Annotated in this window: 23 protein-coding genes, 1 tRNA gene and 1 pseudogene; 17 read left to right on the top strand and 8 right to left on the bottom strand. The window is 70.7% G+C overall.

Annotation, left to right across the window (positions count from 1 at the left end; translation table 11 throughout):
* From HBH26_RS20910 to HBH26_RS18825, 3 genes and pseudogenes are all read right to left on the bottom strand, one after another.
* Window positions 1-154: pseudogene (locus HBH26_RS20910) on the bottom strand (C4-dicarboxylate transporter DctA); the annotation flags it as partial.
* A 49-nt stretch (window positions 155-203) separates the two neighbouring features.
* Window positions 204-404, bottom strand: coding sequence for a hypothetical protein (locus tag HBH26_RS18830; RefSeq protein WP_168136183.1), 201 nt, complete (start codon window positions 402-404; stop codon window positions 204-206).
* A 12-nt stretch (window positions 405-416) separates the two neighbouring features.
* On the bottom strand, window positions 417-3071 hold the full coding sequence (locus tag HBH26_RS18825; RefSeq protein ID WP_168136182.1) for a TonB-dependent receptor plug domain-containing protein: 2655 nt from the start codon (window positions 3069-3071) through the stop codon (window positions 417-419).
* 252 nt (window positions 3072-3323) lie between these two features.
* On the opposite strand from HBH26_RS18825, the gene HBH26_RS18820 reads away from it, so the two are divergent.
* Window positions 3324-5003, top strand: coding sequence for a sensor histidine kinase (locus tag HBH26_RS18820; protein WP_168136181.1), 1680 nt, complete (start codon window positions 3324-3326; stop codon window positions 5001-5003).
* Window positions 5000-6322 (top strand): sigma-54-dependent transcriptional regulator, encoded by a 1323-nt coding sequence (locus HBH26_RS18815; protein WP_168136180.1) that lies wholly within the window; start codon window positions 5000-5002, stop codon window positions 6320-6322. The genes HBH26_RS18820 and HBH26_RS18815 overlap by 4 nt, the downstream gene beginning before the upstream one ends.
* A gap of 2 nt (window positions 6323-6324) precedes the next feature.
* Here HBH26_RS18815 and HBH26_RS18810 read toward each other — a convergent pair whose 3' ends face one another.
* On the bottom strand, window positions 6325-7077 hold the full coding sequence (locus tag HBH26_RS18810) for a sulfite exporter TauE/SafE family protein (RefSeq protein ID WP_168136179.1): 753 nt from the start codon (window positions 7075-7077) through the stop codon (window positions 6325-6327).
* A gap of 70 nt (window positions 7078-7147) precedes the next feature.
* Window positions 7148-7237: transfer RNA gene (locus HBH26_RS18805), tRNA-Ser, on the bottom strand.
* A 134-nt stretch (window positions 7238-7371) separates the two neighbouring features.
* Here HBH26_RS18805 and hspQ point away from each other — a divergent pair.
* From hspQ to HBH26_RS18785, 4 genes are all read left to right on the top strand, one after another.
* Window positions 7372-7749 carry a heat shock protein HspQ gene (gene hspQ, locus HBH26_RS18800; protein WP_168136178.1) on the top strand — a complete coding sequence of 126 codons (378 nt, stop codon included), beginning with the start codon at window positions 7372-7374 and terminating at the stop codon, window positions 7747-7749.
* A 128-nt stretch (window positions 7750-7877) separates the two neighbouring features.
* Complete coding sequence (gene rplU, locus HBH26_RS18795; RefSeq protein WP_168136177.1) at window positions 7878-8174, top strand: 50S ribosomal protein L21; 297 nt, start codon at window positions 7878-7880, stop codon at window positions 8172-8174.
* Window positions 8175-8202: 28 nt separating this feature from the next.
* Window positions 8203-8472, top strand: a complete 270-nt coding sequence (gene rpmA, locus HBH26_RS18790; protein WP_168136176.1) for a 50S ribosomal protein L27 — start codon at window positions 8203-8205, stop codon at window positions 8470-8472.
* A 178-nt stretch (window positions 8473-8650) separates the two neighbouring features.
* On the top strand, window positions 8651-9190 hold the full coding sequence (locus tag HBH26_RS18785; protein ID WP_209308674.1) for a GNAT family N-acetyltransferase: 540 nt from the start codon (window positions 8651-8653) through the stop codon (window positions 9188-9190).
* A 38-nt stretch (window positions 9191-9228) separates the two neighbouring features.
* Here HBH26_RS18785 and HBH26_RS18780 read toward each other — a convergent pair whose 3' ends face one another.
* Together HBH26_RS18780 and HBH26_RS18775 are read right to left on the bottom strand one after the other, a co-directional pair.
* Window positions 9229-9651 (bottom strand): hypothetical protein, encoded by a 423-nt coding sequence (locus HBH26_RS18780; RefSeq protein WP_168136175.1) that lies wholly within the window; start codon window positions 9649-9651, stop codon window positions 9229-9231.
* A gap of 57 nt (window positions 9652-9708) precedes the next feature.
* Window positions 9709-10560 carry a metal-dependent hydrolase gene (locus HBH26_RS18775; RefSeq protein WP_168136174.1) on the bottom strand — a complete coding sequence of 284 codons (852 nt, stop codon included), beginning with the start codon at window positions 10558-10560 and terminating at the stop codon, window positions 9709-9711.
* 60 nt (window positions 10561-10620) lie between these two features.
* Between HBH26_RS18775 and HBH26_RS18770 the strand changes: the two genes are divergently transcribed.
* From HBH26_RS18770 to lptG, 10 genes are all read left to right on the top strand, one after another.
* On the top strand, window positions 10621-11202 hold the full coding sequence (locus HBH26_RS18770; RefSeq protein ID WP_168136173.1) for a TetR/AcrR family transcriptional regulator: 582 nt from the start codon (window positions 10621-10623) through the stop codon (window positions 11200-11202).
* A gap of 115 nt (window positions 11203-11317) precedes the next feature.
* A complete protein-coding gene (gene obgE / locus HBH26_RS18765; RefSeq protein WP_168136172.1) occupies window positions 11318-12370 on the top strand; it encodes a GTPase ObgE in 1053 nt (350 codons plus the stop codon).
* Window positions 12371-12429: 59 nt separating this feature from the next.
* A complete protein-coding gene (locus tag HBH26_RS18760) occupies window positions 12430-13788 on the top strand; it encodes a methyl-accepting chemotaxis protein (RefSeq protein WP_338057456.1) in 1359 nt (452 codons plus the stop codon).
* Between the two features lie 56 nt (window positions 13789-13844).
* Window positions 13845-14948 (top strand): glutamate 5-kinase, encoded by a 1104-nt coding sequence (proB, locus tag HBH26_RS18755; RefSeq protein WP_168136171.1) that lies wholly within the window; start codon window positions 13845-13847, stop codon window positions 14946-14948.
* A complete protein-coding gene (locus tag HBH26_RS18750) occupies window positions 14945-15844 on the top strand; it encodes an NAD-dependent epimerase/dehydratase family protein (RefSeq protein WP_168136170.1) in 900 nt (299 codons plus the stop codon). The genes proB and HBH26_RS18750 overlap by 4 nt, the downstream gene beginning before the upstream one ends.
* Before the next feature lie 42 nt (window positions 15845-15886).
* The gene (locus HBH26_RS18745) at window positions 15887-16129 is read left to right on the top strand and encodes an acyl carrier protein (RefSeq protein ID WP_168136169.1); all 243 of its coding nucleotides are present in this window, start codon (window positions 15887-15889) and stop codon (window positions 16127-16129) included.
* Between the two features lies 1 nt (window position 16130).
* Window positions 16131-17399 (top strand): serine palmitoyltransferase, encoded by a 1269-nt coding sequence (gene spt, locus HBH26_RS18740; protein ID WP_168136168.1) that lies wholly within the window; start codon window positions 16131-16133, stop codon window positions 17397-17399.
* A gap of 112 nt (window positions 17400-17511) precedes the next feature.
* Window positions 17512-19428 carry an ATP-binding protein gene (locus HBH26_RS18735; protein ID WP_168136167.1) on the top strand — a complete coding sequence of 639 codons (1917 nt, stop codon included), beginning with the start codon at window positions 17512-17514 and terminating at the stop codon, window positions 19426-19428.
* Window positions 19429-19515: 87 nt separating this feature from the next.
* The gene (gene lptF, locus HBH26_RS18730) at window positions 19516-20712 is read left to right on the top strand and encodes an LPS export ABC transporter permease LptF (RefSeq protein ID WP_209308673.1); all 1197 of its coding nucleotides are present in this window, start codon (window positions 19516-19518) and stop codon (window positions 20710-20712) included.
* Window positions 20709-21803 (top strand): LPS export ABC transporter permease LptG, encoded by a 1095-nt coding sequence (gene lptG, locus HBH26_RS18725; RefSeq protein ID WP_168136166.1) that lies wholly within the window; start codon window positions 20709-20711, stop codon window positions 21801-21803. The genes lptF and lptG overlap by 4 nt, the downstream gene beginning before the upstream one ends.
* Window positions 21804-21895: 92 nt before the next feature.
* Here lptG and HBH26_RS18720 read toward each other — a convergent pair whose 3' ends face one another.
* A complete protein-coding gene (locus HBH26_RS18720; RefSeq protein WP_168136165.1) occupies window positions 21896-22978 on the bottom strand; it encodes a fatty acid desaturase family protein in 1083 nt (360 codons plus the stop codon).
* Window positions 22979-23086: 108 nt separating this feature from the next.
* Between HBH26_RS18720 and HBH26_RS18715 the strand changes: the two genes are divergently transcribed.
* Complete coding sequence (locus HBH26_RS18715; RefSeq protein WP_168136164.1) at window positions 23087-24232, top strand: N-acetyltransferase; 1146 nt, start codon at window positions 23087-23089, stop codon at window positions 24230-24232.
* Window positions 24233-24263 lie beyond the last annotated feature (31 nt).

Here is a 24263-nt window from a genome sequence, read left to right as displayed (position 1 = left end):
AGCCGTCGCCGATCGGCTTCATCGCCTCGCCCGTCGCCGGCGCGAAATGCCCCAGCAGCACCCCCGCCACGATCGCCGCCAGAACCTGAAGATACAGGTGCGTGTACCAGGGACGCGACGCCGGGGGCGTGATGGGTGGAGACTGTGACGTCATGAGCGGTTCCGACCTTCGCCAGACGGGTCCTGCCTGTTTCGGTTCGGCATCACGCCATCGCCGCGTAGCGCTCGCGCATGCGGTCGATGACGTTCTGCTTCACCGGCTTTCCGTCGCGCAGCTTGTACCAGCTGTGCTGGCTGATGCGGTAGGTGTCCATCACCCCCTGCTTCGTCACCGCGGGGATCGACCGCCGCAGGCGGGCGAACTCCTCCTGGCTGATGGTCCCCATCTTCAACTGGCGTGCCATCGACAACCCCCCTCAGAACTTCACGTTGGCCGTGACGAAATAATAGGATCCGTTGAAGCCGAACTGGCTGGCGTTGCGGGTGTAGGGGGTCTGCCCGTCGGAATAGGAGGCGGCCTGCGCGACGTCGCCGTCGGCCAGGTTCTTCCACTTGTCGGGATAGACGTCGAAGATGTTGTTCGCGCCGACCGTCAGCGAGAATTGTTCGGTGAAGGCGTAGCTGAGCGTCAGATCGGTGACCGTCTTGCCGCGGAAGGTCTGTACGCAGCGGTTGGCGGCATCGCACTCGACGTCCTTGTCCTGGCCCGACAGGCCGGTGGAGAACGCCTTCACGTTGCCGAAGTACGAGGCGCGGACGCCGACGTTCAGCTTGTCCACCGCGTAATTGGCCGAAGCCAGGATCTTCGTGCGCGGCTGCGCCACCTCGATCAGCTCGGTCGCGGTCTGCCCCAGCAGCTTGATCTGCTGCGCCGCCGCCGACGCGCCTGCCAGGATCGCCGCCGGGGTGTCGCGCTGGCGCTGCACCTCGGTCCTGGCGTGGGTGCCGGCCAGCGTGAGCGTGACGTTCTGCCCTTCGCCGACGTTCGCCTTGTACGTCGCCACCACGTCGATGCCGCGGGTGCGGGTGTCGATCTGGTTGGTGAAGAAGCGGATCTCGCGCGCCAGCGGGAACAGCGCACGGACGGCGGGATATTGCGCCGTCAGCAATCCTTCCGAAATGACGATGCGATCGTTGATGTCGATCTGGAAGGCGTCGACCGTCAGGCTGACGCGCCCGCCCGCCACCGCCGGAAGGTCGCCGGTCAGGCCGATCGAGTAGCTGTTCGAGATTTCCGCCTTGGGCTGCGGCACGCCCAGCGCGGCCAGGCGGGGATCGTCGCTCGACACCTGCTGCGTGATGAGGATCTGGTTGTTCTGCACCGTCGACGTGTTGACGCGGTTGCCCGTCTGCTGGAGCGACGGGGCGCGGAAGCCGCGATTGTACGATCCGCGCAGGGCGAAGGCGTCGGTGAATTTGTAGCGCCCCGCCAGCTTGCCCGACACGTTGCTGCCGAAATCGGAATAATCCTCGAAGCGCAGCGCCGCGGCGACCAGCAGCGCGTCGCTGAACTCCGCCTCCGCATCGACGTAATAGCCCACGCTCTGCCGGCTGACGTCGTTCTCGTCCGCGGGCGCGTAGCCGGGACGTCCGTTCGCGCCGGGCGCCTTGCCCTGCACCGCCAGCGGGCCGACCGCGTAGGAGGCCGGGCTGCCTCGCGTCACCTCGAACCGGTCGCGGCGGTATTGCGCGCCCCAGGCCAGGTTCAGACTCTTGCCGACGAAGCCGACCGCGCCAAAATCCTTGGAGGCGTTGAGATCGACCAGCCACTGGCCGAACGCGGTGCGGCCGACGTAGAATTCCGTCGGGCTGGCGTTGCCGAGCGAGGCGTTGACGGTGTTGCGCGCGTTCTGGTCCAGCCGGTTGGCGCCGTAGCCGACGCTGAGGTCCAGCTTCCAGCCCGCGACCTCGCTGTTGACGCCGGTGGTCGCCGACCAGTCGATTGAGGTGCCGGGCAGCCGCGGGATGTAACCATCGGGAAAGATGCCGAGCGCGGAATTGCCGAACACGGCGGCGGAGCGGAAGAAGCCGAACGCGCCCACATCCTTCCGGCTGTAGCCGCCGAAGGCGTAGAGGTTGGTGTTCTCGGCGATCGGATAGGAGGCGTTGACGAACGCCTGGTAGGTGTCGTTCGGATTGGACCCGTAATTGCCCACGACGAACGGCGTCTGCGGATAGACGTTGCGGTCCGCGCGCGGATTGGCGGTGCTGTACGGGAAGTTGGGCGTGGGCCCGGTGGTCGCGTAATTGGCGGGCGTGGCGGGATAGAGCGCGCCGGTGTACGTGTCCGACCGGTTGGTGCCCTTGAACCCGAAATATTCGAGCGTGTAGTTCACGAAGCCGCCGTCGCCGCCCAGCGCGATGCCGTGGTTCAGGCTGATCTTGTTCGTGAAGCCGTCGCCCTCGAGGTGGATGCCGCCGGTGATGTCGAGCGTGCCGCCGATCTGGTCGTTCAGCGCCAGGTTGACGATGCCCGCGATCGCGTCCGACCCGTATTGCGCCGCCGCGCCGTCGCGCAGCACCTCGATCCGCTTCACCGCGCCGGTGGGGATCGAATTGAGATCGGAGACGACGGTGCCGAGACCCGGCGCGACGTTCAGGTTCAGCGCGGAGAATTGGTGCCGCCGCTTGCCGTTCACCAGCACCAGCACCTGATCGGGCGCGAGGCCGCGCAGCGAGGCGGGGTCGGCGAAGTTGGTCGCGCCGTTGATGCCGAATTTCGACGAGCTGAACGACGGCGAGGTGAACTGCACCTGCTGGCCCAGGTCGGTCTGCCCCGTCGCGCGCAGTTCCACGTTGCTGACGACGTCGACGGGCACGGGGCGGTCCACGTCGGTCCGCGGCTTCCCGCGCGAGCCGACGACGACGATGTCGCCCGGCTTCTGGTCGGCCATGGCGGGCGGTGCGTCGGGAGCGGGCGGCTCGACCTGCGTCTCGGGCACCGCGGACTGCGGCGGTGCCGCGGGCGCATCGGGAGCGGGGCGCAGTCCGGGGACCTCCTGTGCCGCGGCGGGAAACGCCATCGCCATGGCCGAGCCGCACATCAGCACCCCAAGAGTCGTCCTCATCATGTCCCCTCTCCTTCCATGCGTCGCGCCTTCGAGAGCGCCGGGGGAAGGCGGGGGCAGCGCCACCGTCGTCCACGCGGCACCGGTGGTGCGCGATCGTGGCATAATCTTCCGCGACCCCGCGTCGGCGGCAACGAACAATTGCGCGCGAACATCCCTTTGAATTTCCATTACTTCGTCGGATGGCGGCACAACTTTGCGTCACTTCCTGCCCGCGTCGCGTTGCGCGGTGTGCATATTTTCGCCACGCTCCCGATGATGGGCGGGCAGGCAAGTTCCTCGACGATTCGGATCGCCGTCGCCGTCACCGTGCTGATCGTGCTCGCGGGCGCGCTGCACATCGCGCAGCGCGTCGCCACGGAGCGCGCGATCGACGGCGTGGTCGGCCGCGCGCGGGCGTCGGCGATCCTGCTCGCCTCGGGCTACCGCCGCGAGATCGACAAGTTCCAGCTCGTCCCCATCGTGCTGGCCGCCGATCGCGAGGCACGCGACGCCCTGGCGAGCCGCGCGCCGGACCGGATCGCGGCGCTCAACCGCAAGCTGGAGGCGCTGAGCGCCGGCACCGGCGCGGCCAACGTCTACCTGCTGGACGCGCGCGGGCGCACCGTGGCGGCCAGCAACTGGCGCCGCGCCGAGAGCTTCGTGGGCGAGGATTATGCGTTCCGCGCCTATTATCGCGATGCCATGCGCGACGGCGCGGCGCAGCAATTCGCCATGGGCACCATCAGCCGCCAGCCCGGCCTCTACATCTCCAAGCGGCTCGACGCGCCGGAGGGGGCCCTGGGCGTCTTCGTCGTGAAGGTCGACTTCCGCTCGCTGGAGCGCGAGTGGCGCGAGGCCGCCGGCGCCGCCTTCGTCACCGACGCGCGCGGCATCATCCTCGTCACCGCGCGACCCGACTGGCGCTTCCAGACCGTCCGCCCGCTGTCCGCCGGGGAGCGCGCCGCCGCGCGGCGGTCGCTCGACTTCGGCGCGGTGCCGCTGGCGCAGAACGCGCTCTTCGCGCGCGGCGCGGTGGGACATGCGAACCGGGCGATCCGCGACGACGCGGCCTATGTCGAGGCGACCGAGCCGGTGCGCGGCTGGCGCGTCCACGTGCTGGTGCCGACCGCCCCGGCGGTGAGCCCGGCGATCACCTTCGCCCGGCTGGCGCTGGCCATCGCGGCGCTGGCCGCGGTCGCGCTCTATCAGCTGTGGCGCCACCGCCGCCGCAACGAGGCGGCGCGCATCGCCGCCGCCGCCGACGCGCGCCTGGCCGCGCTGCACCATCGGATGGCGCAGGCGAACAAGCTGGCGACGCTGGGCCAGATCACCGCGGGCGTCGGGCACGAGATCAACCAGCCCGTCGCCGCGATCGGCAACTACGCGCACAGCGCGCGCACGCTGCTGCAACGCGACCGCGGCGCGGAGGCCGAAGAGGCGATCGGGCACATCCTGGCGCTGACGCAGCGGATCGGCCTGATCACCCGAGAGCTGCGCGGCTTCGCGCGGCGCTCCACCGGGGAGATCGGGCCGGTGTCGGTGGACGAGGTGTTCGACGGGCTGCGCCTGCTGCTGCGCGACCGGTTGCAGATGCTGGGCGCGGAGCTGGTGACCACCGGCGCGCAGAGCTGGGTGCGCGGCGAGCGGGTGCGGCTGGAACAGGTGCTGGTCAACCTGGTGCAGAACGCGCTGGACGCCGGCGCGCGCTTCATCGTGGCGACGGTGGTCGAGACGTGGGACCGGGTGCGGATCATCGTCAGCGACGACGGCGACGGCATCGACCCCGCGGTGCGGTCCACGCTGTTCCAGCCGTTCAGGACGTCCAAGGACGACGGGCTGGGACTGGGCCTCGTGATCTCGCACGACATCGTCGCCGAGCTGGGCGGCACCCTGTCCGTCGGCAGTCCCGATCGCGGGGCGGAGTTCGTCATCGACCTGGAGCGCGCGCCATGAACACCGTCCTGTTCGTCGACGACGACGACGACCTGCGCCGCGCGACCGCGCAGAGCCTGTCGCTGAGCGGCTTCCACGTCACCGCGGTTGCGAGCGCCACCGCCGCGCTGCGCGAGGTGGAGGCCGGGTTCGACGGCGTGGTGGTCACCGACATCCGCATGCCGGGGATGGACGGCATGGACCTGCTCGCCCGGCTGGTGGCGCAGGCACCGGACCTGCCCGTCATCCTCGTGTCGGGCCACGCCGACGTGCGCACCGCGGTGGGCGCGCTGCGCCAGGGGGCGTGCGACGTGCTGGAGAAGCCGTTTCCGGTGGAGCAGCTGATCGCCTCGGTCGAGCGCGCGCTGGAGCGGCGGCAGCTGCTGGCGGAGAACCAGCGGCTGCGCGCCGCGCCGATCGACGCCGACGACGGCCCGCTGCTGGGCCGCTCCCCTGCGATCGAGCAGCTGCGCCGCGCCATCGCACAGGTGGCGCCGATCGACGTGGACGTGCTGATCCAGGGAGAGACGGGCACGGGCAAGGGCGTGGTGGCGGAGATGCTCCACGCGCGCTCGCGCCGCCGCGGGCAGATGGTCGGCGTCGATTGCGGCGCGCTGCCCCCCGGGCTGCTCGATGCCGAGCTGTTCGGCCATGTCGCGGGCGCGCTGCCGGGAAACGCCATGCCGCGCACCGGCCGGATCGAGCAGGCGCACCGCGGCACCCTGTTCCTCGACGACATCGACGCGATGGGCGAGGCGGTGCAGCTGAACGTGCAGCGCGTGCTGGAACGGCGCGAGGTGACGCCGCTGGGCGCCAGTGCGGCGCGCACGCTGGACCTGCGCGTGGTGGCCGCCAGCCACGTCGATCTCGAGCAGCTGGTCGGCACCGGGCGGTTCCGCGCCTCGCTGTTCTACCGGCTGAACGGCGTGACGCTTCGCCTGCCGCCGCTGCGCGAGCGGCGCGAGGATGTGGTGCCGCTGTTCCGCACCTTCCTGCTGCGCGCCGCGACGCGGCTGGGCGTCGAGCCGCCCGCGCTCAACAGCGGCGTCTTCCGCCACCTGGAACGCCACGACTGGCCCGGCAACGTGCGCGAGCTGCTGCGCTTCGCGGAGAACGTGGCGCTCGGCCTTCCCGGCACTGGCCCGGCCACCGCCCCCGCACCCGCCTGCGCGGACCTGAAGCAGCGCGTCGACCTGTTCGAGGCGGAAGCCATTGCCGAGGCGCTCGCCGCCGCGGCGGGCGATGCGACGCGCGCCTGTGCCGCGCTGGGGCTGCCACGCAAGACCTTCTACTACAAGGTGCAGCGCCTCGGCATCGATCTCTCCCGGTTCCGCGGCTGAGACTAGCCGCGCAGCGCCAGCCACGCCGCCAGCGCCATGCCGCAGGCGATGACGCCGGCACGCAGCCGGGCCGGATCGATCCGGTCGATCAGCCGCATGCCCGCCAGCCCGCCGGCGAGCGCGCCGACCCCCAGCGGCACCGCGGTGCGCCACGCCACCTCGCCGGACGCGAGGAAGATCGTCGTCGCGGCGGCGTTGACCAGCAGCACGATCAGGTTCTTCGCATGCGCCGCCGCGCGCGGCGCGACGCGCAGCCGCGCCAGCAGCGCCAGCACCATGAAGCTGTTGCCGCCGCCGTAGAAGCCGCCGTAGACCGCCAGCGGCGCCAGCCATCCGGCGACGGCACCCACGCGCACCGTCGCCGCAGCGTCTCCGCCCGCGGCCCGCGCGCCGCGGCTGTTCCAGGCGTAGAGCGCCGTTGCGAGAACGATGAGCCCCGGCAGCATGCGCTGGAACACCGGCGCCGGAGTCGCCAGCAGCACGCCCGCACCCACCGCTCCGCCCACGACGGCGACGAGCGCCACCGCCCGCCGCGTGCCCGCCCCGCCCAGCGCGACCAGGCTGCCCCGCGCATACCATCCCGTGGCCACCTGCCCCGGCAGCAGCGCGACGGTGGAGGTGAGGCTGGCGACGTCCGCGGGCATGCCGAACGCCGCCAGCGCCGCGACGACGACGATCGGTCCTCCGCCGGCGAGCGCATTCATCGCCCCCGCGGCGAGCCCCAGCAGCAGGATGAGGACGATCGAATCGTACATGGACGCACGACAGTCGCACGTCACCGACGCGGCAGAAAGGCGAGGCGAGGGTAAGCAGGGCGAGGGAAAGTGGCGGAGAGGGTGGGATTCGAACCCACGGTACCCGTGAGGGCACGCCGCATTTCGAGTGCGGTACAATCGACCACTCTGCCACCTCTCCGCAGAAGACTTACCGGAACGAGAAGGCCCGGTTGGCCGGTCGAAGGCGGGCCTCTAATGCCGGATTCGGCCCGACGCAAGCACCCGTGACGCAAGCCATGTTGTGCGGCGCGAAATCGTGCTTAGATGGACGGCATGTCGCCGACCGATCACCTTCCCGACGTTGCCGCCGATCCCGTCGCGCCTCCCGTTTCGCACGCGCGCTTCTCCATCGGCGACGTCGTGCGCCACCGGCTGCTCGAGTTTCGCGGCGTGATCTTCGACGTCGATCCCGTCTTCGCGAACACGGAGGAATGGTACCAGTCCATCCCGGAGACGCTGCGCCCCCGCAAGGACCAGCCGTTCTACCACCTGCTCGCCGAGAATGCCGAATCGAGCTACATCGCCTATGTCAGCCAGCAGAACCTGGTGCCCGACGACAGCGACGATCCGGTCGAGCATCCCGCCATCGCCGGCCTGTTCGACCGGTCCGCCGACGGGCGCTACGGATTGAAGCGGCTCCACCGCCACTGAGGTGCGCGGAAACGGGCGTGCGGGCGGGCGGCGAGGTTGACAGCACCGCCCCTTTCACCTAGCTGCGCCGCTTCTCCCGCAGGGCCTGGCGCCTCGTGGGCCATGACATTTGGGAAGTGATTCGAGCCATGTTCGCTATCGTGCGCACTGGCGGCAAGCAGTATCGCGTCGCCGCCGGAGACAAGATCGTCGTCGAGAAGATCGAGGGTGAGGCCGGTTCGTCGGTCACGCTCGGCGATATCCTGCTGGCCGGCGAGGGTTCGGATCTGAAGCCGACCGACGGGCTGACCGTCGCGGCGGAGATCGTCGCCCAGGCGAAGGGCGAGAAGGTGATCGTGTTCAAGAAGCGTCGCCGCCACAACTATCGTCGCCGCAACGGCCACCGCCAGAACCACACGATCCTGAAGATCGTGTCGGTCGGCTGAAGCCCGTAGCGCGAAAGGAACAGACACAATGGCACACAAGAAAGCAGGCGGTTCGTCGCGCAACGGTCGCGATTCGGCCGGTCGTCGCCTCGGCGTGAAGAAGTTCGGCGGGCAGGAAGCCATCGCCGGCAACATCCTGGTGCGTCAGCGCGGGACGAAGTTCTACCCGGGCCGCAACGTGGGCATCGGCAAGGACCACACGCTGTTCGCGCTGGTCGACGGCCGCGTGTCGTTCCACGACGGCAAGCTGGGCCGAAAGTTCTGCTCGGTCGACATTATGGCGGAAGCGGCCGAATAACATCGGGTGACCGGACGGGTTGCCCACTGGGTGACCCGGTGCCCTCGCGAAGGGGGCCAGCCAAGACAAGGGAGCCGGGTCCGCCCAGGCTCCCTTTTTTCTTGCTCCCTCAACACCGGTTGTCGCCCGGCCGTCACGATCACGGTTTAGCGGCGCCGGACAGGCGAGGAGAGCGCCCATGTTCGCGTTGACGCAGAGACTGACGCTACGGCCCGGCTGGGCGGAGGATGCCCCCGCGCTGGCACGTGCGATCGGCCACGAGACGGTCGTCCGCAATCTCGCCCGCGCGCCCTGGCCCTACGCGCTGGGCGATGCCGAGGCGTTCCTGTCGCTACCCCGCGCCGCCGACGAGCCGCGCTTCCAGATCGTACGGCGCGGCGACGGCCAGTTGATCGGCGGCATCGCGCTGGTGCGCGAGGAGCATGGACACGAGCTCGGCTACTGGCTCGCGCCCGATCACTGGCATCGCGGCTACGCGACCGAGGCGGGCCGGGCGGTGGTGGAGATGGCGCGTCACGCGCTGGGCCTCAAGCGCATCCACGCGCGCCACCATGTCGACAATCCGGCCTCGGGCCGCGTGCTGCGCAAGCTGGGCTTCGTCGAGACCGGCCGCGGCGAGAGCGCCTCGCTCGCCCGCGGCGGAACGGTGGCGAGCGTCGAGATGCTGCTCGACCTCGCCGAGGCGGACGTGCCGGCGGAGCCGGCGATGGCGGCCTGACGTGACACGAGGCGGGCAGCCCCCCCTGCCCGCCTCGCTCAGCCTTCGCGGCAGAAGATGTTCTTGCCCTTCGTCCCCACCTCGCCGCGCTCCCCTTCGGCGAGGTCCACGCTCGCCTCGCCCTTCTTCGAGCCGACGACCACGCGGATCGGGCCGGCGACGCGGCAGACGATGTCCGACTTCACCTGCTTGCAGGCGTCCTGCATCTGCCCGGCCGTGGTGCCCTCGACCGGCTGAACCATGAAGCTGACCCCGGCGCTCCCGCCGAACAGCATCGCGCCGACGCCGAACATGCCCGCCTTCCACGTTGTGGGCGTACCGGGCTTCGCCGCCTCCGGCTTCAGCCCCAGTTGCGGTGCCAGCCGTGCGCACACCCCGCCGGGGGGTGCCGCCACCGGTGGCTGCTGCGCCGCCGCCGCGACCGGCAGCACGAGCGCCAGCCACCCCCATTTACGCACCATCTCTCTCTCGCCCCCGCCCTCGTCTCGCCCGGACCGTGTGCGGCTTCTTCACCTGCGTCAAGCCGCCCGCGGCAGTACCGCGGCCTCGTAGTCGCTTTCGGCCAGCGCGATCAGCGCGCGGTCGTCGTGCTTCCACGGGTGGAAGCCGGGCAGGAAGTACGCGAACCAGACCCCCGCCACCTTGCGCGCCATGCCGGGGTTGCCGAAGGCGTACCACGCCATCCTTGCCCACGCCCGCGGCCCCGTGATCCCGTCCTGCCGCAGCAGTTCCGCCATGCCGCGCGCGCGGCCGTGGAAGAATCGCCAGGTGGTGACGAGCATTACCAGCGACTTGATCCGCCAGCGCGTGAAGCGCGGCCAGTCGCGCGTCGCGTGCAGCCAGGTATCGTAGGCGACGCCCTTGTGCTCGATCTCCTCCGCCGCGTGCCACAGCCACAAGGCGCGCGCCTGCTCCTCCGCCCCGGCGAGGTGCCGGGGGTTCGCGATCAGTTCGTGCGCCAGCATCGCGGTGAAATGCTCCAGCGCCGTCGTCGCCGCCAGCGCGCCGATCGGCGGCCGCCCCTTCGTCAGCGCCAGCGCGGCATCGACGTCGCGGTCGAGCAACGTCACGTCATAGCCCTGATCGGCGACGTGGCGGTTGAAGGCGAGGTGCTCGCGCGTGTGCAGCACTTCCTGCTTGATGAAGGCGTTGATCTCTCGCTCCAGCCGCGGCGGCGTGCCCTCTCGAAAGCGGCGCACGCTGTCGACGAAGAACCCCTCCCCCTTCGGAAACGTCACCGACAGCGCGTTGTAGAAGGCGGTGGCGTAGGGATCGTCGTTCAGCCACCAGCGCCGGATCGCCGCACCGCGGCCGAAGCGCCGGTCGCGCGGCGTGATGGCGAGATCGGCGGGCGTTGTTGCTTTCGGCACGAGAATCTCCGAACAATCGTGAATGAGGCTTGCTTACATCTGTGTAAATAGAGTGCCGCGATGACGCTGGCAACCCCTCCGCGGCGACGGCTGTCGCCCGAGGCCTCGCGCGAGGCGTCGCTGGACGCCGCGCGCGCGCTGCTGGTGGAGCAAGGACCGCAGGCGGTGACGCTGAAGGCGGTGGCGGCACGGGTCGGGCGCACGCACGCGAACCTGCTGCACCATTTCGGCTCCGCGGACGGCCTGCAGAAGGCGCTGATCGCCCGCATGGCGGGCGGGATCGTGGGCACCATCCGCGAGGCGGTGGTCCGCTCGCGCGAGGTGCAGGACCCGGCCGAGGTGGTGGAACTCGTCTTCGACGCCTTCGGGAGCAACGGCGCGGGCGCGCTCGCCAGCTGGATGATCCTGAACGGCAACGAGGACGCGCTCGACCCGATCCTGACGGCGATCCACGACCTGGTCGAAGAACTGGCCGCGGAGCACGACGACGGCGTGCCGATCCATGACGAGACGCTGCAACTGGTGCTGATGGCGCTGGGCGACGCGCTGCTCGGCGCACCGATGGCCCGCGCGCTCGGCCTGCCGCGCGACCGCGCGCGGCAGATCGCGCGCGCGATGCTGCTGAAGGACCGAGGAGCATAGGACGGGCGGCCTTTCCTCCGCCCCGCCGCGGGCGAAGCCCGCGTCGTCGGCCGATGCGCGCCGGCCGGGCGGCCGCATAGTGCTTTAGCGCCGCTAAAGCGCTAAGCGGCTCGCCATGCATTTTCTCGATCAAGCGAAAATCTTCGTCCGCTCGGGCGCCGGCGGTCCCGGCGCCGTCAGTTTCCGGCGGGAGAAGTTCATCGAATACGGCGGGCCGGACGGCGGCGACGGCGGCAAGGGCGGCGACATCGTGTTCGAGGCGGTGGCCGGCCTCAACACGCTGATCGACTTCCGCTACACGCAGCATTTCCGTGCCCAGCGCGGCATCGGCGGATCGGGCAGCAACCGCACGGGCGCGGGCGGGCGCGACCTGGTGATCGAGGTGCCGGTCGGCACGCAGATCCTGGCCGACGACGAGGAGCGCACCCTGCTGCTCGACCTGACGCGGGTCGGCCAGCGCGAGGTGTTCCTGCGCGGCGGCGATGGCGGGCGCGGCAATGCCAGCTACAAGACGTCGACCAACCGCGCGCCGCGCCAGCACGGCACCGGCTGGCCCAGCGAGGAGGCGTGGGTGTGGCTGCGGCTGAAGCTGCTGGCGGACGCAGGTCTCGTCGGCCTGCCCAACGCGGGCAAGTCCACCTTCATCAACGCCGTCACCAACGCGCAGGCGAAGGTGGGCGCCTACGCCTTCACCACCACCCGGCCGCAGCTGGGCGTGGTGCGCCATCGCCAGCGCGAGTTCGTCGTCGCCGACATCCCCGGCCTGATCGAGGGCGCGGCGGAGGGCGCGGGGATCGGCGACCGCTTCCTCGGCCATATCGAGCGGTGCCGCGTGCTGCTCCACCTGGTCGACGCCAACGACGCCGACGTGGCGGAAAGCTATCGCATCGTGCGCGACGAGCTGGAGGCCTATGGCGCCGGGCTGGCGGAGAAGCCGGTGGTCGTCGCGCTGAACAAGATCGACACGCTGGACGACGAGCTGATCGCCGCGCTCTCCGCCGAGCTGGAGGACGCGAGCGGCGCGCCGGTCGTGCCCGTCTCCGGCGCGGCGGGCACCGGCATCGACTGGGTGCTGGACCAGTTGCTGGAGCACATCCCGGACAAGGGCGCGGCGGCCGTGCCGTCCGACGACGTGGGCGAGGACGCGCTGGACTGGTCGCCGCTGTGACGGTGTCAACGCCGACTTAACCCCGTTTCGCTATGCCCGCCGCAGCTAGGGAGCGGCAGGTGCATCGGAACGACGCGACGGGCATGGTGGCGATGGCGGGGGCGATCCCTTGCGTCGACCTCGGCGAGCGACTGCGCATGTTCTGCTTCACCGATCGCGACGCGCAGGTCGCGCGCCGGGTGTGGACGATCATCGAACCGCACGCCGCGCGGCTCAGCGCGGTGCAGGTGGACGGCTGGTTCGACATCCTGCCGGCGAGCGGCGCGGTCGACCGCGCCCGCCTGATCGCGCGGGGCGTGGAGGACATGCGCGGCCGCTTCACCGATTTGCGCGACGACGCCTGGGTGGTACGCGGCGCCAAGCGGGTGGAGCAATTGCTCGCGCGGCAATGCCCGCTCACCCTGCTGCTCGCGCTCGGCAGCCGCGTGGCGGCGATGACGCTGGACCTGATCGCGGAACACGCCGGCTGCACGCGCGAGGAGCAGTCGGACATCAACGCGCTATTCTTCCGCCTGCGCTCGCTGGAGTGCGACGTCTACGCCACCATCCACGCCGACCGGTTGCGCAAGGACGCGCGCGACGCGCGCCAGCGGCTGTCGGACACGTTTCGCGACGGGGTCGCCAACGTGGTCGCCGCCGCCACCGCGGACGGCGCGGCGCTGCGCGACGATGCGGCGCACAGCACCGCGGCGGCGCGCAGCGTGATGGGACAGGCGAGCGAGATCGCCACCGCGGCGGAGCAATCCGCCTGCGCGATGCGCGACGCGGCGTCGGTCGCCGCCGGGCTGGTCTGCGCGATCGAGGAAGCGCGGCTGGAGGTCGCGTCGGCGAGCGAGATCGCGGATCGCGCCGCCGGGCAGGCGGGCGAGGCGGTCGCCATGTCGGAGGCGCTGTCGGGCCATGTCCGCTCGATCGAAACGATCCTCAACCTGATCCGCAGCGTGGCGGGGCAGACGAACCTCCTGGCGCTCAACGCCACAATCGAGGCGGCGCGCGCGGGCGATGCCGGGCGCGGGTTCGCCGTGGTCGCGCAGGAAGTGAAGAGCCTGGCCAATCAGACCGCGCGCGCGACCGACGAGATCGCGGCGCAGATCGCCGCGATCCAGGCGGCGACCAGCGGCACGGTCGACGCCTCCGCCTCGATCCGCACCACGGTGGGCGAGGTGCAGAAATCGGGCGAGCGCATCCGCGCGGTGATGGAGGCGCAGGCACGCACCGTGTCCATCATCACCGCCGCGGTGGACGAGACCGCGCTGGCGGCCGGCACGATGTCCGGCGCGATCGCGGTGATCCGGCGCGATACGGAGACGATGGTGGGGGCGATCGACGGCGTCGACCGCGGCTTCGACCGCCTCGACGGCCAACTCGTCGCCTTGCAGGCCAGCGCGGCGGACTTCGCGGGGCGGGTCGCCGCCTGATCCGCGCGCGGATCATCGCGATTGGCGCGGATGCGCCGTCGCGATAAGGCGGCCGGGTGACGCTGTTCGCCCCTTCCGATTGTGCGCGCCTGATCGTCAAGGTCGGCTCGGCGCTGCTGGTCGATGCCGACGGGTCGGTGCGGCGCGACTGGCTGACAATGCTGGCGCGCGACGTGGCCGCGCGGACGCGCGGCGGGCAGCAGGTGGCGATCGTGTCCTCCGGCGCGATCGCGCTCGGCGCGCGGCGGCTCCGCCTGCCCAAAGGCGGACGCGCCAGTCTGGAGGATGCGCAGGCCGCTGCCGCCACCGGGCAGATCGCGCTGAGCCAGACCTGGGCCGAGGTGCTGGCGGCGGAGGGCCTCACCGCCGCGCAGATGCTGGTGACGCTGGGCGACCTGGAGGAGCGGCGCCGCTACCTCAACGCCGCCGCCACGCTGAACCGCCTGCTGGGCTTGGGCGTCGTGCCGATCATTAACGAGAACGATTCGGTCGCCACCGAGGAGATCCGCTTCGGCGACAACGACCGGCTCGCCGCGCGCGTGGCGCAGGCGGCGGGGGCGCAGGGCGTGGTGCTGCTGTCCGACGTCGATGGCCTCTACGATCGCAATCCCGCGTTGCCGGGCGCGGTGCACGTCGCCCGCGTCGAGCGCATCGACGCGGGCGTGGAGGGCATGGCGGACCGCGGCTCGGCCTCCGGCATGGGGTCGGGCGGCATGGTGTCGAAGATCGCGGCGGCGCGCATCGCCAACGCCGCCGGCGCGCACCTCGCCATCGCATCGGGCCGGGTGGCGAATCCGCTGTCCGCGGGCGTGCGCCACACGCTGTTCGTCGCCGAGCGCGCGGCGCGGGCGCGCAAGGCGTGGCTGGCCGGCGGGCTGACCGCGGCCGGCGCGATCCACGTCGATGCCGGCGCGGCGCGGGCGCTTGCCGAAGGGCGCAGCCTGCTGGCCGCCGGGGCGACGCGGGTGGAGGGCGCCTTCGCGCGGGGCGACCTGGTGACGATCGAGGGCCCGGCGGGCACGCTGGCGCGCGGCCTCAGCGAATACGACGCCACGGACGCGCGCCGTCTGCTCGGCCGCCGCAGCGAGGAGCATGAGGCGCTGCTGGGCTACGCCCCGCGCGCCGCGCTGGTCCACCGCACGCACATGGCGCTGCTGTGATCCTCGCCGTCACCGGCGGCACCGGCTTCGTCGGTGCGCGCCTGATCGACGCCGCGCTGGCGGCGGGGCATCAGGTCCGCGCGCTGACCCGCCGGCCGCAGCCCGCGCGCGCGGGCGTCACCTGGGTGCCCGGCGCGCTGGACGACGCCGCGGCGCTCTCCACGCTCGTCTCCTCCGCCGACGCCTTGGTGCACGCGGCGGGCGTGCTCGGCGCGACGACGCGGGCGGCCTTCGTCGCCGGCAACGTGGAGGGGACCCGCGCCGTCGTCGAGGCGGCGAAGGTGTGGGCGATCCCCCGCATCGTCCACGTCTCCTCGCTCGCCGCGCGCGAGCCGTCGCTGTCCGATTACGGCTGGTCCAAGGCGGAGGGCGAGCGGCTGGTCGCCGACAGCCACCTGCCCTGGACCATCGTGCGCCCCCCCGCGGTCTACGGCCCCGGCGACCACGAGCAGCGCGACCTGTTCCGGCTGGCGAAGCTGGGCCTCGCCGTGATGCCGCCGCCGGGGCGCCTGTCCGCGATCCACGTCGACGATCTCGCCGGGCTGCTGCTCGCGCTGGCGGCGGCGCCCGCCGACCATGCCCTGTACGAGCCCGAGGGGCCGGACGGGGCGATGACGCACGGGACGTATTTCGACGCGATCGGGGCCGCGGTGGGCCGGCGCGTGCTGGCCCTTCCCCTCCCCGCCGCGCTGCTGCGCGCCGCGTCGCGTGCCGACCGGCTGCTGCGCCGCGAGGGCGCGAAGCTGACCGCCGACCGCGTCGCCTACATGGTCCATCCCGACTGGACCGCCGACCCGGCCAAGGCACCGCCTGCCGCCCTGTGGCGCCCGCGCATCGCGCTGAGGGAGGGGATGGCCGACGCGGCACGATGGTATCGCGCCCAAGGCTTGCTATAGCGCCGCCGAACTCCCGCCGCATTCGAAGGCCAGCACAGCATCATGAGCGACCGCCAGTCCATCCTCGACGCCGTCACGGCGCAGATCGAACCCTTCAACAAGAAGGGCGTCGCCGTCACCGAGGCGACCACCTTCCAGGGCGACCTGGAATGGGATTCGCTGACCGTGATGGATTTCGTCGCCGCCATCGAGGACGAGTTCGACATCATCATCACGATGAACATGCAGGCCGAGATCGAGACCGTCGGCCAGCTCGCCGACGCGGTCGCCAAGCTGAAGGGCTGACATGACCGACGCCGGATCCGCCGCCGACGCGCTGCCCGCCGACCCCGCGCCGGTCGCGCCGGAACGCGACCTGTTCAGCAAGTTCGACGCGCTGATCGCGGAGCGCGAGGCGTTGCTGTCCTCCGGCGTGCGCGACCCCTTCGGCATCGTGATGGAGCGCGTGCTGGGACCGACCACTGCGGTGATCCGCGGGCGCGAGACGATCCTGGCCGGCACCTACAATTACATGGGCATGACCTTCGATCCGGACGTGATCGCCGCGGGCAAGGCGGCACTGGAGACGTTCGGCAGCGGCACCAACGGCAGCCGGATGCTGAACGGCACGTTCCGCGACCACGTGGAGGCGGAGGAGGCGCTGAAGGCGTTCTACGGCGCGACCTCGGCCATGGTCTTCTCCACCGGCTATCAGGCGAACCTGGGCATCATCTCGACCATCGCGGGTCGCGGCGAGTACGTGATCCTCGACGCGGACAGCCATGCCTCCATCTACGACGGCTGCAAGATGGGCGACGCGGAGATCGTGCGCTTCCGCCACAATTCCGTCGCCGACCTCGACAAGCGGCTCGGCCGCCTGCCCACCGAGCCGGGCAAGCTGGTCGTGCTGGAGGGCGTCTACTCGATGATGGGCGACCTCGCCCCGCTGCGCGAGATGGTGGCGGTGTCGAGGAAGCATGGTGCCATGGTGCTGGTGGACGAGGCGCACTCGATGGGCTTCTTCGGCCGCCACGGCCGCGGCGTGTACGAGGAACAGGGGCTGGAGCTGGGCCGCGACGTCGATTTCGTCATCGGCACCTTCTCGAAGTCGGTCGGCACGGTCGGCGGCTTCTGCATCAGCAGCCATCCCAAGTTCGAGGCGATGCGCCTCGCCTGCCGACCCTATATCTTCACCGCCAGCCTGCCGCCGTCGGTGGTGGCGACCGCGGCGACGTCGATCCGCAAGCTGATGGACGCGCAGGGCAAGCGCGAGCAGCTGTGGCGCAATGCGCGGCACCTGCACGGCAGCCTGAAGGCGTTGGGCTTCCGCCTGGGCACCGAGGCCGCCGACAGCGCGATCGTCGCCGTCATCCTCGACACGCAGGAACAGGCGGTGGCGATGTGGCAGGCGCTGCTGGAGGCGGGCCTGTACGTCAACGTCGCGCGCCCGCCCGCCACGCCCGCCGGCCTCTTCCTGCTGCGCTGCTCGTTGTGCGCCGAACATACCGCCGACCAGCTGGAACGGATCGTCGCGATGTTCGCCGACGCGGGCCGATCGGTCGGCGCAATTAACTGATCCGTAACCACCCGAGTCATTATGGGTATCCTCGGCGCATGGACTTGCCCACGCCGGATGGATTAAACCCTTGTACGTGAGCGGGAACGAAGTCGCACGCATCCCGGGGGGGATGGCGTCGTCATGGCGCACCATCACCCTGGTGGTGGTCGCGACCATGGCCGTTCTCGTCATGGCGGCGCTGGTGGTGACGGTCGGCGAGGTCAACCGGCAGCGCGACCGCGCACTGGAAGCGCAGCGCCATTCCTACGACGTCATGATCCTGGTGCGCACGCTACAGGGCACGATCGCGCGATCGGAGGCGGCGCTGGGCCGCTACGTCATCTCCACCGACCAGTCGCTCGGACAGCTTTATTTCGAGGACTGGCGCCGCGCCGGTGAGACGATCGAGCGGCTGGGCAAGCTGACCCGCGACAATCCGCAGCAGCGCGAGCGCATCGCCACGCTGCGCACCGCCTTTCGCGAGCGCGGTGCCGAGCTGGCGCTGACCGCGCTCAGCACCAACTACCGCCGCAACAACCAGGCGCTGTCCCGCTTCTACCAGGCGCGCGAGGGCGCGGCGCTGCGCGCGATCAACGCCGCGGTGGACGGGCTGATCGCCGACGAGCGCCAGCTGCTGCAGGATCGCACGACCGACGCGATGACCGCGGTGACGCGCACGACGCTGGCGGCGAAGATCCTGGCGCTGGCGGGCGTGTCGCTGGTGCTGGGCGTGGTGCTGCTCGGCTGGCTCACCATGCGCGCGCTGTCGGAGCGCGCGATGGCGCGCGCGGAGGCGGAGGCGGAGCGGCAGCGCGCCGACGAGCTGGCCGCCGCGGTGACGGAAGCGACGGACGCGCTGCACGCGCAGGAGGCGCAATTGCGCCAGTCGCAGAAAATGGATGCGATCGGCAAGCTGACCGGCGGAATCGCGCACGATTTCAATAACATGCTGGCCGTCGTTCTAGGCGGACTGGAACTGTCGCGACGCGGGCTGGACGCCGGCGCGCAGCGGAGCGAGGTGTTGCGCCACATCGACAGCGCGCACGAGGGCGCCACCCGCGCCGCCGCGCTCACCCGCCGCCTGCTCGCCTTCGCGCGGGAGACCGCGGTCGATCCTGTCACCATCGACGCCGCCACGCTGTTCGCCGACATGGCCGACCTGCTCGGTCGCACGCTGGGCGACGGCGTGACGATGACGTTCGAGGATGCCAGCCGCGGCTGGACCGCCGCCGCGGACCTCGTCCAGCTGGAGAACGGCCTGGTCAATCTGGCGGTCAACGCGCGCGACGCCATGGACGGGCGCGGCACGCTGACCCTTCGCGCCGAGGCGATCACGCTTGCCGCCGCTGACGCGGGGGCGCTCACCTGCGGCGACTATCTCGCCATCGCGGTGCAGGACAGCGGCGGCGGCATGACGGCGGACGTGCTGGAACGCGTGTTCGAGCCGTTCTTCACCACAAAGCCGGTCGGCAAGGGCACGGGGCTCGGCCTCAGTCAGGTCTTCTCCTTCGCGCGCCAGTTCGACGGCGACGTCCGCATCCGTTCCGCGCCGGGCGCGGGCACCGTGGTCACCATCCTCCTCCCCCGCGCCGCCGCCGCGCCCGCCGCCCCGCCCGCGCCGGAGGTGGTCGCCACACCGGCCGGCGCGCCACGCGCGCTGTCGATCCTGGTGGTGGAGGACGATGCCCGCGTGCTCGCCACCACGCTGGGCGCGCTGAAGGAACTGGGCCATCACGCGATCGGCTGCGGCGACCCGCTCGACGCTCCGACGGTGATCGCCGCGATGGAGCGGTGCGACCTCATCGTCTCCGACGTGCTGATGCCCGCGCGCACCGGGCCGGAGATGGTCGCCGCCCTGCCCGCCGCCTTCGCCGCGGTGCCGGTGCTGTTCGTCACCGGATACGCCGGCGACATGGAGGCGGGGATCGACCTCGCCGGCCGGCCGGTGCTGCGCAAGCCGTTCACGCTGACCGCGCTGGAGCACGCGGTGGCCGAGGCCGCGGGCGCCGAGCTGCCCGGCGCGGAGCGGCAACTGGCCGCCGAATGAGCGAAATCCGCTGCTGACGCACGGCGAACACGTCCCTATAGCGGGGCTCCCGCCCTCCTTCGACAAGCGAAGACACCGCCGCAGCCCATGACATCGATCGACCGCTACATGGCCCGGCTGATCGCGCTGCCGCTGTTCTCCACGCTGCTGATCGCGGCGATGCTGCTGGTGCTCGACCGCATGCTGCGGCTGTTCGACTTCGTCGCGACGCAGGGCGGGCCGGTCAGCGTGGTGTGGAAGATGCTGGCAAACCTGATGCCCGAGTATTTGGGCCTCGGCATTCCGATCGGCCTGATGCTCGGCATCCTCCTCGCCTTCCGCCGCATCGCCACGTCGAGCGAGCTGGACGTGATGCGCGGCGTGGGCATGAGCTACAGCCGGCTGCTGCGCGTGCCGTACTTCTTCGCCATCGTCCTCGCCGCGCTGAACATCGCGATCGTCGGCTACGTCCAGCCCAAGGCGCGCTACAATTACGAGCAGCTGCGCTTCGAGCTGCGCACCGGCGCGCTGGGCGCCTCGATCAAGGTGGGCGAGTTCGCGCACCTGGGCGATCGCATGACGCTGCGCATCGAGCAGAGCCGCGACCAGGGGCGCAAGCTGTCGGGCATCTTCGTCCACGCCGTCAGCCCCAAGGGCGACTGGGTGGGCGTGACCGCGCAGACCGGGCAGTTCCTGGCGACCGACGATCCCAACGTCATCATCTTCCGCCTGACCAACGGCACGCTGATCCACAACCGTAACGGCTTCAACACGCCGCGCACGCTCACCTTCACCGCGCACGACCTGCCGATCGACCTGCCGCGATTCGAGAGCTTCCGCGCGCGCGGCGGCAAGAACCTGGAATATACGCTGGTCGAACTCGCGAAGCTCGGCAAGAACGCGCAGACCGAGGCGCAGCGCGACGGCAGCCGGGCGGAATTCCACTTCCGCATCGTCGAGGTGGCGATGATGTTCCTGCTGCCGCTGCTGGCGGTCGCGCTGGGCGTACCGCCCAAGCGATCGACGTCGGCGCTGGGCGTGTTCCTGTCCATCGTGATGGTCGTGACCTATCACAAGATCAACCAATACGCCGCCTCGCTGGGCGAGCGCGGCGACCTGGATCCCGCCATCGCGCTGTGGGTGCCGTTCGCCTTGTTCGCGGCGCTGATCCTGTGGATGTACCATACGCTGGCGCACGTGCCCGGCGGGCAGCCGATCGGCGCGCTGGAGCGGTTCTTCGGCAAGGCGTGGAAGGCGATCAGCCGTCGCCTGCCCGGCCGCCGGCGGGAGACCGCGCCGGCATGAGCAGCTTCTTCCCCTCGCGCACCGTCGCGCTCTACATGGCGCGGCTGTTCCTCGTCCGCACCTTCGCCATCCTCGCCGGGCTCGTGCTGGTGCTCCAAGCGCTCGACCTGCTGAGCGAGAGTGGCAAGATCCTGTCCGTCGCCAGCAACGGCGACGCGCAGGTGTGGCGCTACGTCTCGCTGCGCGCGCCGCAGATCGTGGCGCGGTTCCTGCCCTTCTCCGTGCTGCTGGGCACGATCCTGACGCTCATCACGATGAACCAGAACAGCGAGATCATCGCGCTGAAGGCGGGTGGCCTGTCCGCGCACCAGGTGCTGGCGCCGCTGGTCGTCGCCAGCCTGGGGGTGGCGGGCTTGAGCTTCGTGTTCAACGACGCCGTCGTCGCGCCGGGCACCGCCACGCTGAACGCCTGGCAGAAGGTGAACTACCAGCCGCTGCCGCTCGACCGCGGCGACCGCAGCAACGTGTGGGTGCGCGCGGACAACAACCTGATCGAGGCGGACCAGATCCGCGGGCGCGGGAACGCGGCGGTGCTGGGCGGCGTCACCGTCTACGAACGCAGCGCCGACGGCAGCCTCACCGGGCTGATCTACGGCCGGCAGGGGCGGCGCGAGGGCGAGGGCTGGCGCATCGCGCCGGTGCAGCGCTTCGACGTCGCCAGCGGCGCGGTGGCGCGGTCGCCGAGCATGATCGTCGGCCGCGGCGTGACGCCGGACCAGTTCACGCTCGCCAGCGTCGACGCGGACGGCCTGTCTTTCCTCGCCCTGCGCGCCGCGATCGGGGACCTCAAGGATGCCGGGCGCCCGACCAAGGCGCTGGAAGGCGCGCTGTGGCACAAATTGTCCGGCCCGCTGTCGGCGGTGCTGATGCCGCTGCTGGGCGCGGTCGCCGCCTTCGGTATCGCGCGGTCGGGGCAGCTGTTCGTCCGCGCCGTGATCGGCATGGCGCTGGGCTTCACCTATTTCGTCGCGGACAATTTCGCGCTGGCGATGGGCAATCTCGGTGCCTACCCGCCGTTCCTCGCCGCCTGGGCGCCGTTCCTGCTGTTCCTGCTGATCGGCGAGGCGGTGCTGCTGCGGACGGAGGAGTGACCGGTCCCGTACTCCGCTGAGGCGGGACCCCGGAGCCGCCGGGGGATATCGTCCGTAGCCCTGGGCTCCCGCCTGCGCGGGAGACGATGATCCTACCGCGTCACCATCGTCGACTTGGCGATCTTCCACACCAGCCCCGGCATCCCGCGATAGCTCGCCTTGTGGTACGGCGAGTCCGCCGCCAGCAGCGCGGAGATGCGGCGGTGCGCCTCGCCGAGGTGATGGTAGGGCACACCCGGCAGCAGGTGGTGCAGCGCGTGGTAGCGCAGCCCCACCGGGGCCCACAGCATCGGCAGCAGCGCGGGCGGCGGCACGTTGACCGTGTCGAGATACTGCGCGGTGACGGTCATCGCCTCGCCCTCGTTCTCCCACAGGTGCGCGACCAGCGTGCGCAGCTGGTTCACCACCGCCACGCCGGCGGCGACCGCCATGCCGATCGCGAAGGCGCGGATCGAGATCACGCCCGTCGCCACCATCGCGACCAGCGCGAGCGCCCACAGGCTGCACGCGGCCTCCAGCCGGTTCCACAGCGACTTCGCCTCGCCCTCCGGCATGCGGCGGCGAAAGTGCGGGTTGATCGCCAGCGCGGAATAGCGCTCCACCACCGCCCGGCGCAACGACGGCACCAGCAGCGACAGCGGCGACAGCAATGCATAGCGGATCAGCAATCCGACCGGCGCCAGCGCGCTGACGAGGATGAAGACCGGCAGCGTCCACGGCTTCATCAGCGCGAGCGGCAGATATTCCGGATCCTCGCTGGTGCCGTAGCGGGTCTTCGCGTGGTGCAGATTGTGCACGCCCTCGTACATGAACGACGGGATCAGCATGGGCACGCCGACCAGTACGTTCCACCCGGCGCGGAAGTGCGGCAGATTCGCGTGTTTCATGTGGCTGACTTCGTGGATGAAGCTCATGGCGCGGTACAGCGCCAGCATCGACACGACCGCCAGCACGACCGTCCACCCCGTCGACGCGACCGTCACCGCGCCCACCAGCGCCGCATAGCCGACCAGCGCCGACGCGATCAGGTCGCCCCAGTAGATCGCCGCGTTGGGCGTGTTCAGGTCGCGCGTCGCCTCCGCGGCGGCCTTCAGCATCGCGCGATCGTCGGCGACGGCGAGGCGCGCGGGCGCGGCGGATCGATCGAAGGTGAGCGTGGTCATGGCGCTGGTCATTGGCCCAACATAGTGGCGACACGGTGACGTTTCACGCCCCGCTCCCGCCACGTTGCCGCGCAAATGCTCGCTCGCCATGATCGACCCGTCCGTTTAACCGGAGCAGCCATGATCGAGATCGTCCCCGTCCACACGAAGCGCCAGCGCCAGGCCTTCGTCGACCTGCCCTTCCGGCTCTACCGCGACGATCCGAACTGGGTGCCACCGCTGACGGGCGAGGCGCTGGGCCTCATCACGCCCGAGAAGAACGGCTGGTTCAGCCACGCCAAAGCGCAGCTGTTCCTGGCGATGCGCGGCGGCGCGGTGGTGGGGCGCATCTCCGCGCACATCGATACGCTGGCGCAGGACATGCCAGCCGAGCGGGGCTTCGGCCCGGGATCGGGCCAGTGGGGCCTGATGGATGCGGAGGACGAGGGCGTGTTTCGCGCGCTGCTGGAGCGCGCCGAGGAATGGTTGCGCGGCGAGGGCGTCACCTTTGCGCTCGGCCCGATCAGCATGTCGATCTGGGAGGAGCCGGGGCTGCTGATCCAGGGGTACGACCATCCGCCCACGGTGATGATGGGGCACCACAAGCCGGCGTATCGCGCGTGGATCGAGGCGGCGGGCTACGAACCGGTCAAGCAGCTGCTCACCTACGACCTCGACATCACGCAGGAATTTCCGCCGCTGGTGCGTCGTATCATCCGGTCGGGCGAGAACAACCCGTCCATCGTGATCCGCGAGGTGGACAAGCGGAAGTTCTTCGAGGAGGCGCAGATCATCCTCGATATCCTGAATGATGCCTGGTCGGACAATTGGGGCTTCGTCCCGCTGACCGAGCCGGAGATCGCCGACGTCGGCGTGAAGCTGAAGCCGATCGTCTTCAACGACCTGATCCGTATCGCCGAGCTGGACGGCAAGCCCGTCGCCTTCATGATCACGCTCCCCGACCTGAACGAGGCGATCAGGCCGCTGAACGGGTCGCTGCTGCCGTTCGGCTGGGCGAAGCTGCTGTGGTGGCTGCGCAAGCCGCGGGTGCGCACGATGCGCGTGCCGCTGATGGGCGTGCGCAAGGAGCTGCAATCATCGCGGCTGGCCGGGCAGCTCGCCTTCATGATGATCGAGGCGATCCGCAAGGCGTCGGTCGACCATTACGGCGCGTCACGCGGCGAGATCGGCTGGGTGCTGGACGACAACCAGGGGATGAATTCCATCGCCACCGCGATCGAGAGCCGGGTCAACAAGGTGTATCAGGTCTACCGCCGGACGCTGTGACCGCGACGGGGCGACAGGACGGGGCGACCCG

The organism is Sphingomonas corticis (assembly GCF_012035195.1).
GTDB lineage: Bacteria > Pseudomonadota > Alphaproteobacteria > Sphingomonadales > Sphingomonadaceae > Sphingomonas > Sphingomonas corticis.
The sequence above is the reverse complement of the archived record's forward strand: the minus strand, read 5'-3'. Positions and strand labels throughout refer to the sequence as shown.

Coding starts and splice junctions, on each gene's coding strand:
- HBH26_RS18830 (WP_168136183.1), bottom strand. CDS start 404: ATGGCACGCCAGTTGAAGATGGGGACCATCAGCCAGGAGGAGTTCGCC.
- HBH26_RS18825 (WP_168136182.1), bottom strand. CDS start 3,071: ATGATGAGGACGACTCTTGGGGTGCTGATGTGCGGCTCGGCCATGGCG.
- HBH26_RS18820 (WP_168136181.1), top strand. CDS start 3,324: ATGATGGGCGGGCAGGCAAGTTCCTCGACGATTCGGATCGCCGTCGCC.
- HBH26_RS18815 (WP_168136180.1), top strand. CDS start 5,000: ATGAACACCGTCCTGTTCGTCGACGACGACGACGACCTGCGCCGCGCG.
- HBH26_RS18810 (WP_168136179.1), bottom strand. CDS start 7,077: ATGTACGATTCGATCGTCCTCATCCTGCTGCTGGGGCTCGCCGCGGGG.
- hspQ (WP_168136178.1), top strand. CDS start 7,372: ATGTCGCCGACCGATCACCTTCCCGACGTTGCCGCCGATCCCGTCGCG.
- rplU (WP_168136177.1), top strand. CDS start 7,878: ATGTTCGCTATCGTGCGCACTGGCGGCAAGCAGTATCGCGTCGCCGCC.
- rpmA (WP_168136176.1), top strand. CDS start 8,203: ATGGCACACAAGAAAGCAGGCGGTTCGTCGCGCAACGGTCGCGATTCG.
- HBH26_RS18785 (WP_209308674.1), top strand. CDS start 8,651: ATGTTCGCGTTGACGCAGAGACTGACGCTACGGCCCGGCTGGGCGGAG.
- HBH26_RS18780 (WP_168136175.1), bottom strand. CDS start 9,651: ATGGTGCGTAAATGGGGGTGGCTGGCGCTCGTGCTGCCGGTCGCGGCG.
- HBH26_RS18770 (WP_168136173.1), top strand. CDS start 10,621: ATGACGCTGGCAACCCCTCCGCGGCGACGGCTGTCGCCCGAGGCCTCG.
- obgE (WP_168136172.1), top strand. CDS start 11,318: ATGCATTTTCTCGATCAAGCGAAAATCTTCGTCCGCTCGGGCGCCGGC.
- HBH26_RS18745 (WP_168136169.1), top strand. CDS start 15,887: ATGAGCGACCGCCAGTCCATCCTCGACGCCGTCACGGCGCAGATCGAA.
- spt (WP_168136168.1), top strand. CDS start 16,131: ATGACCGACGCCGGATCCGCCGCCGACGCGCTGCCCGCCGACCCCGCG.
- HBH26_RS18735 (WP_168136167.1), top strand. CDS start 17,512: ATGGCGTCGTCATGGCGCACCATCACCCTGGTGGTGGTCGCGACCATG.
- lptF (WP_209308673.1), top strand. CDS start 19,516: ATGACATCGATCGACCGCTACATGGCCCGGCTGATCGCGCTGCCGCTG.
- lptG (WP_168136166.1), top strand. CDS start 20,709: ATGAGCAGCTTCTTCCCCTCGCGCACCGTCGCGCTCTACATGGCGCGG.
- HBH26_RS18720 (WP_168136165.1), bottom strand. CDS start 22,978: ATGACCAGCGCCATGACCACGCTCACCTTCGATCGATCCGCCGCGCCC.
- HBH26_RS18715 (WP_168136164.1), top strand. CDS start 23,087: ATGATCGAGATCGTCCCCGTCCACACGAAGCGCCAGCGCCAGGCCTTC.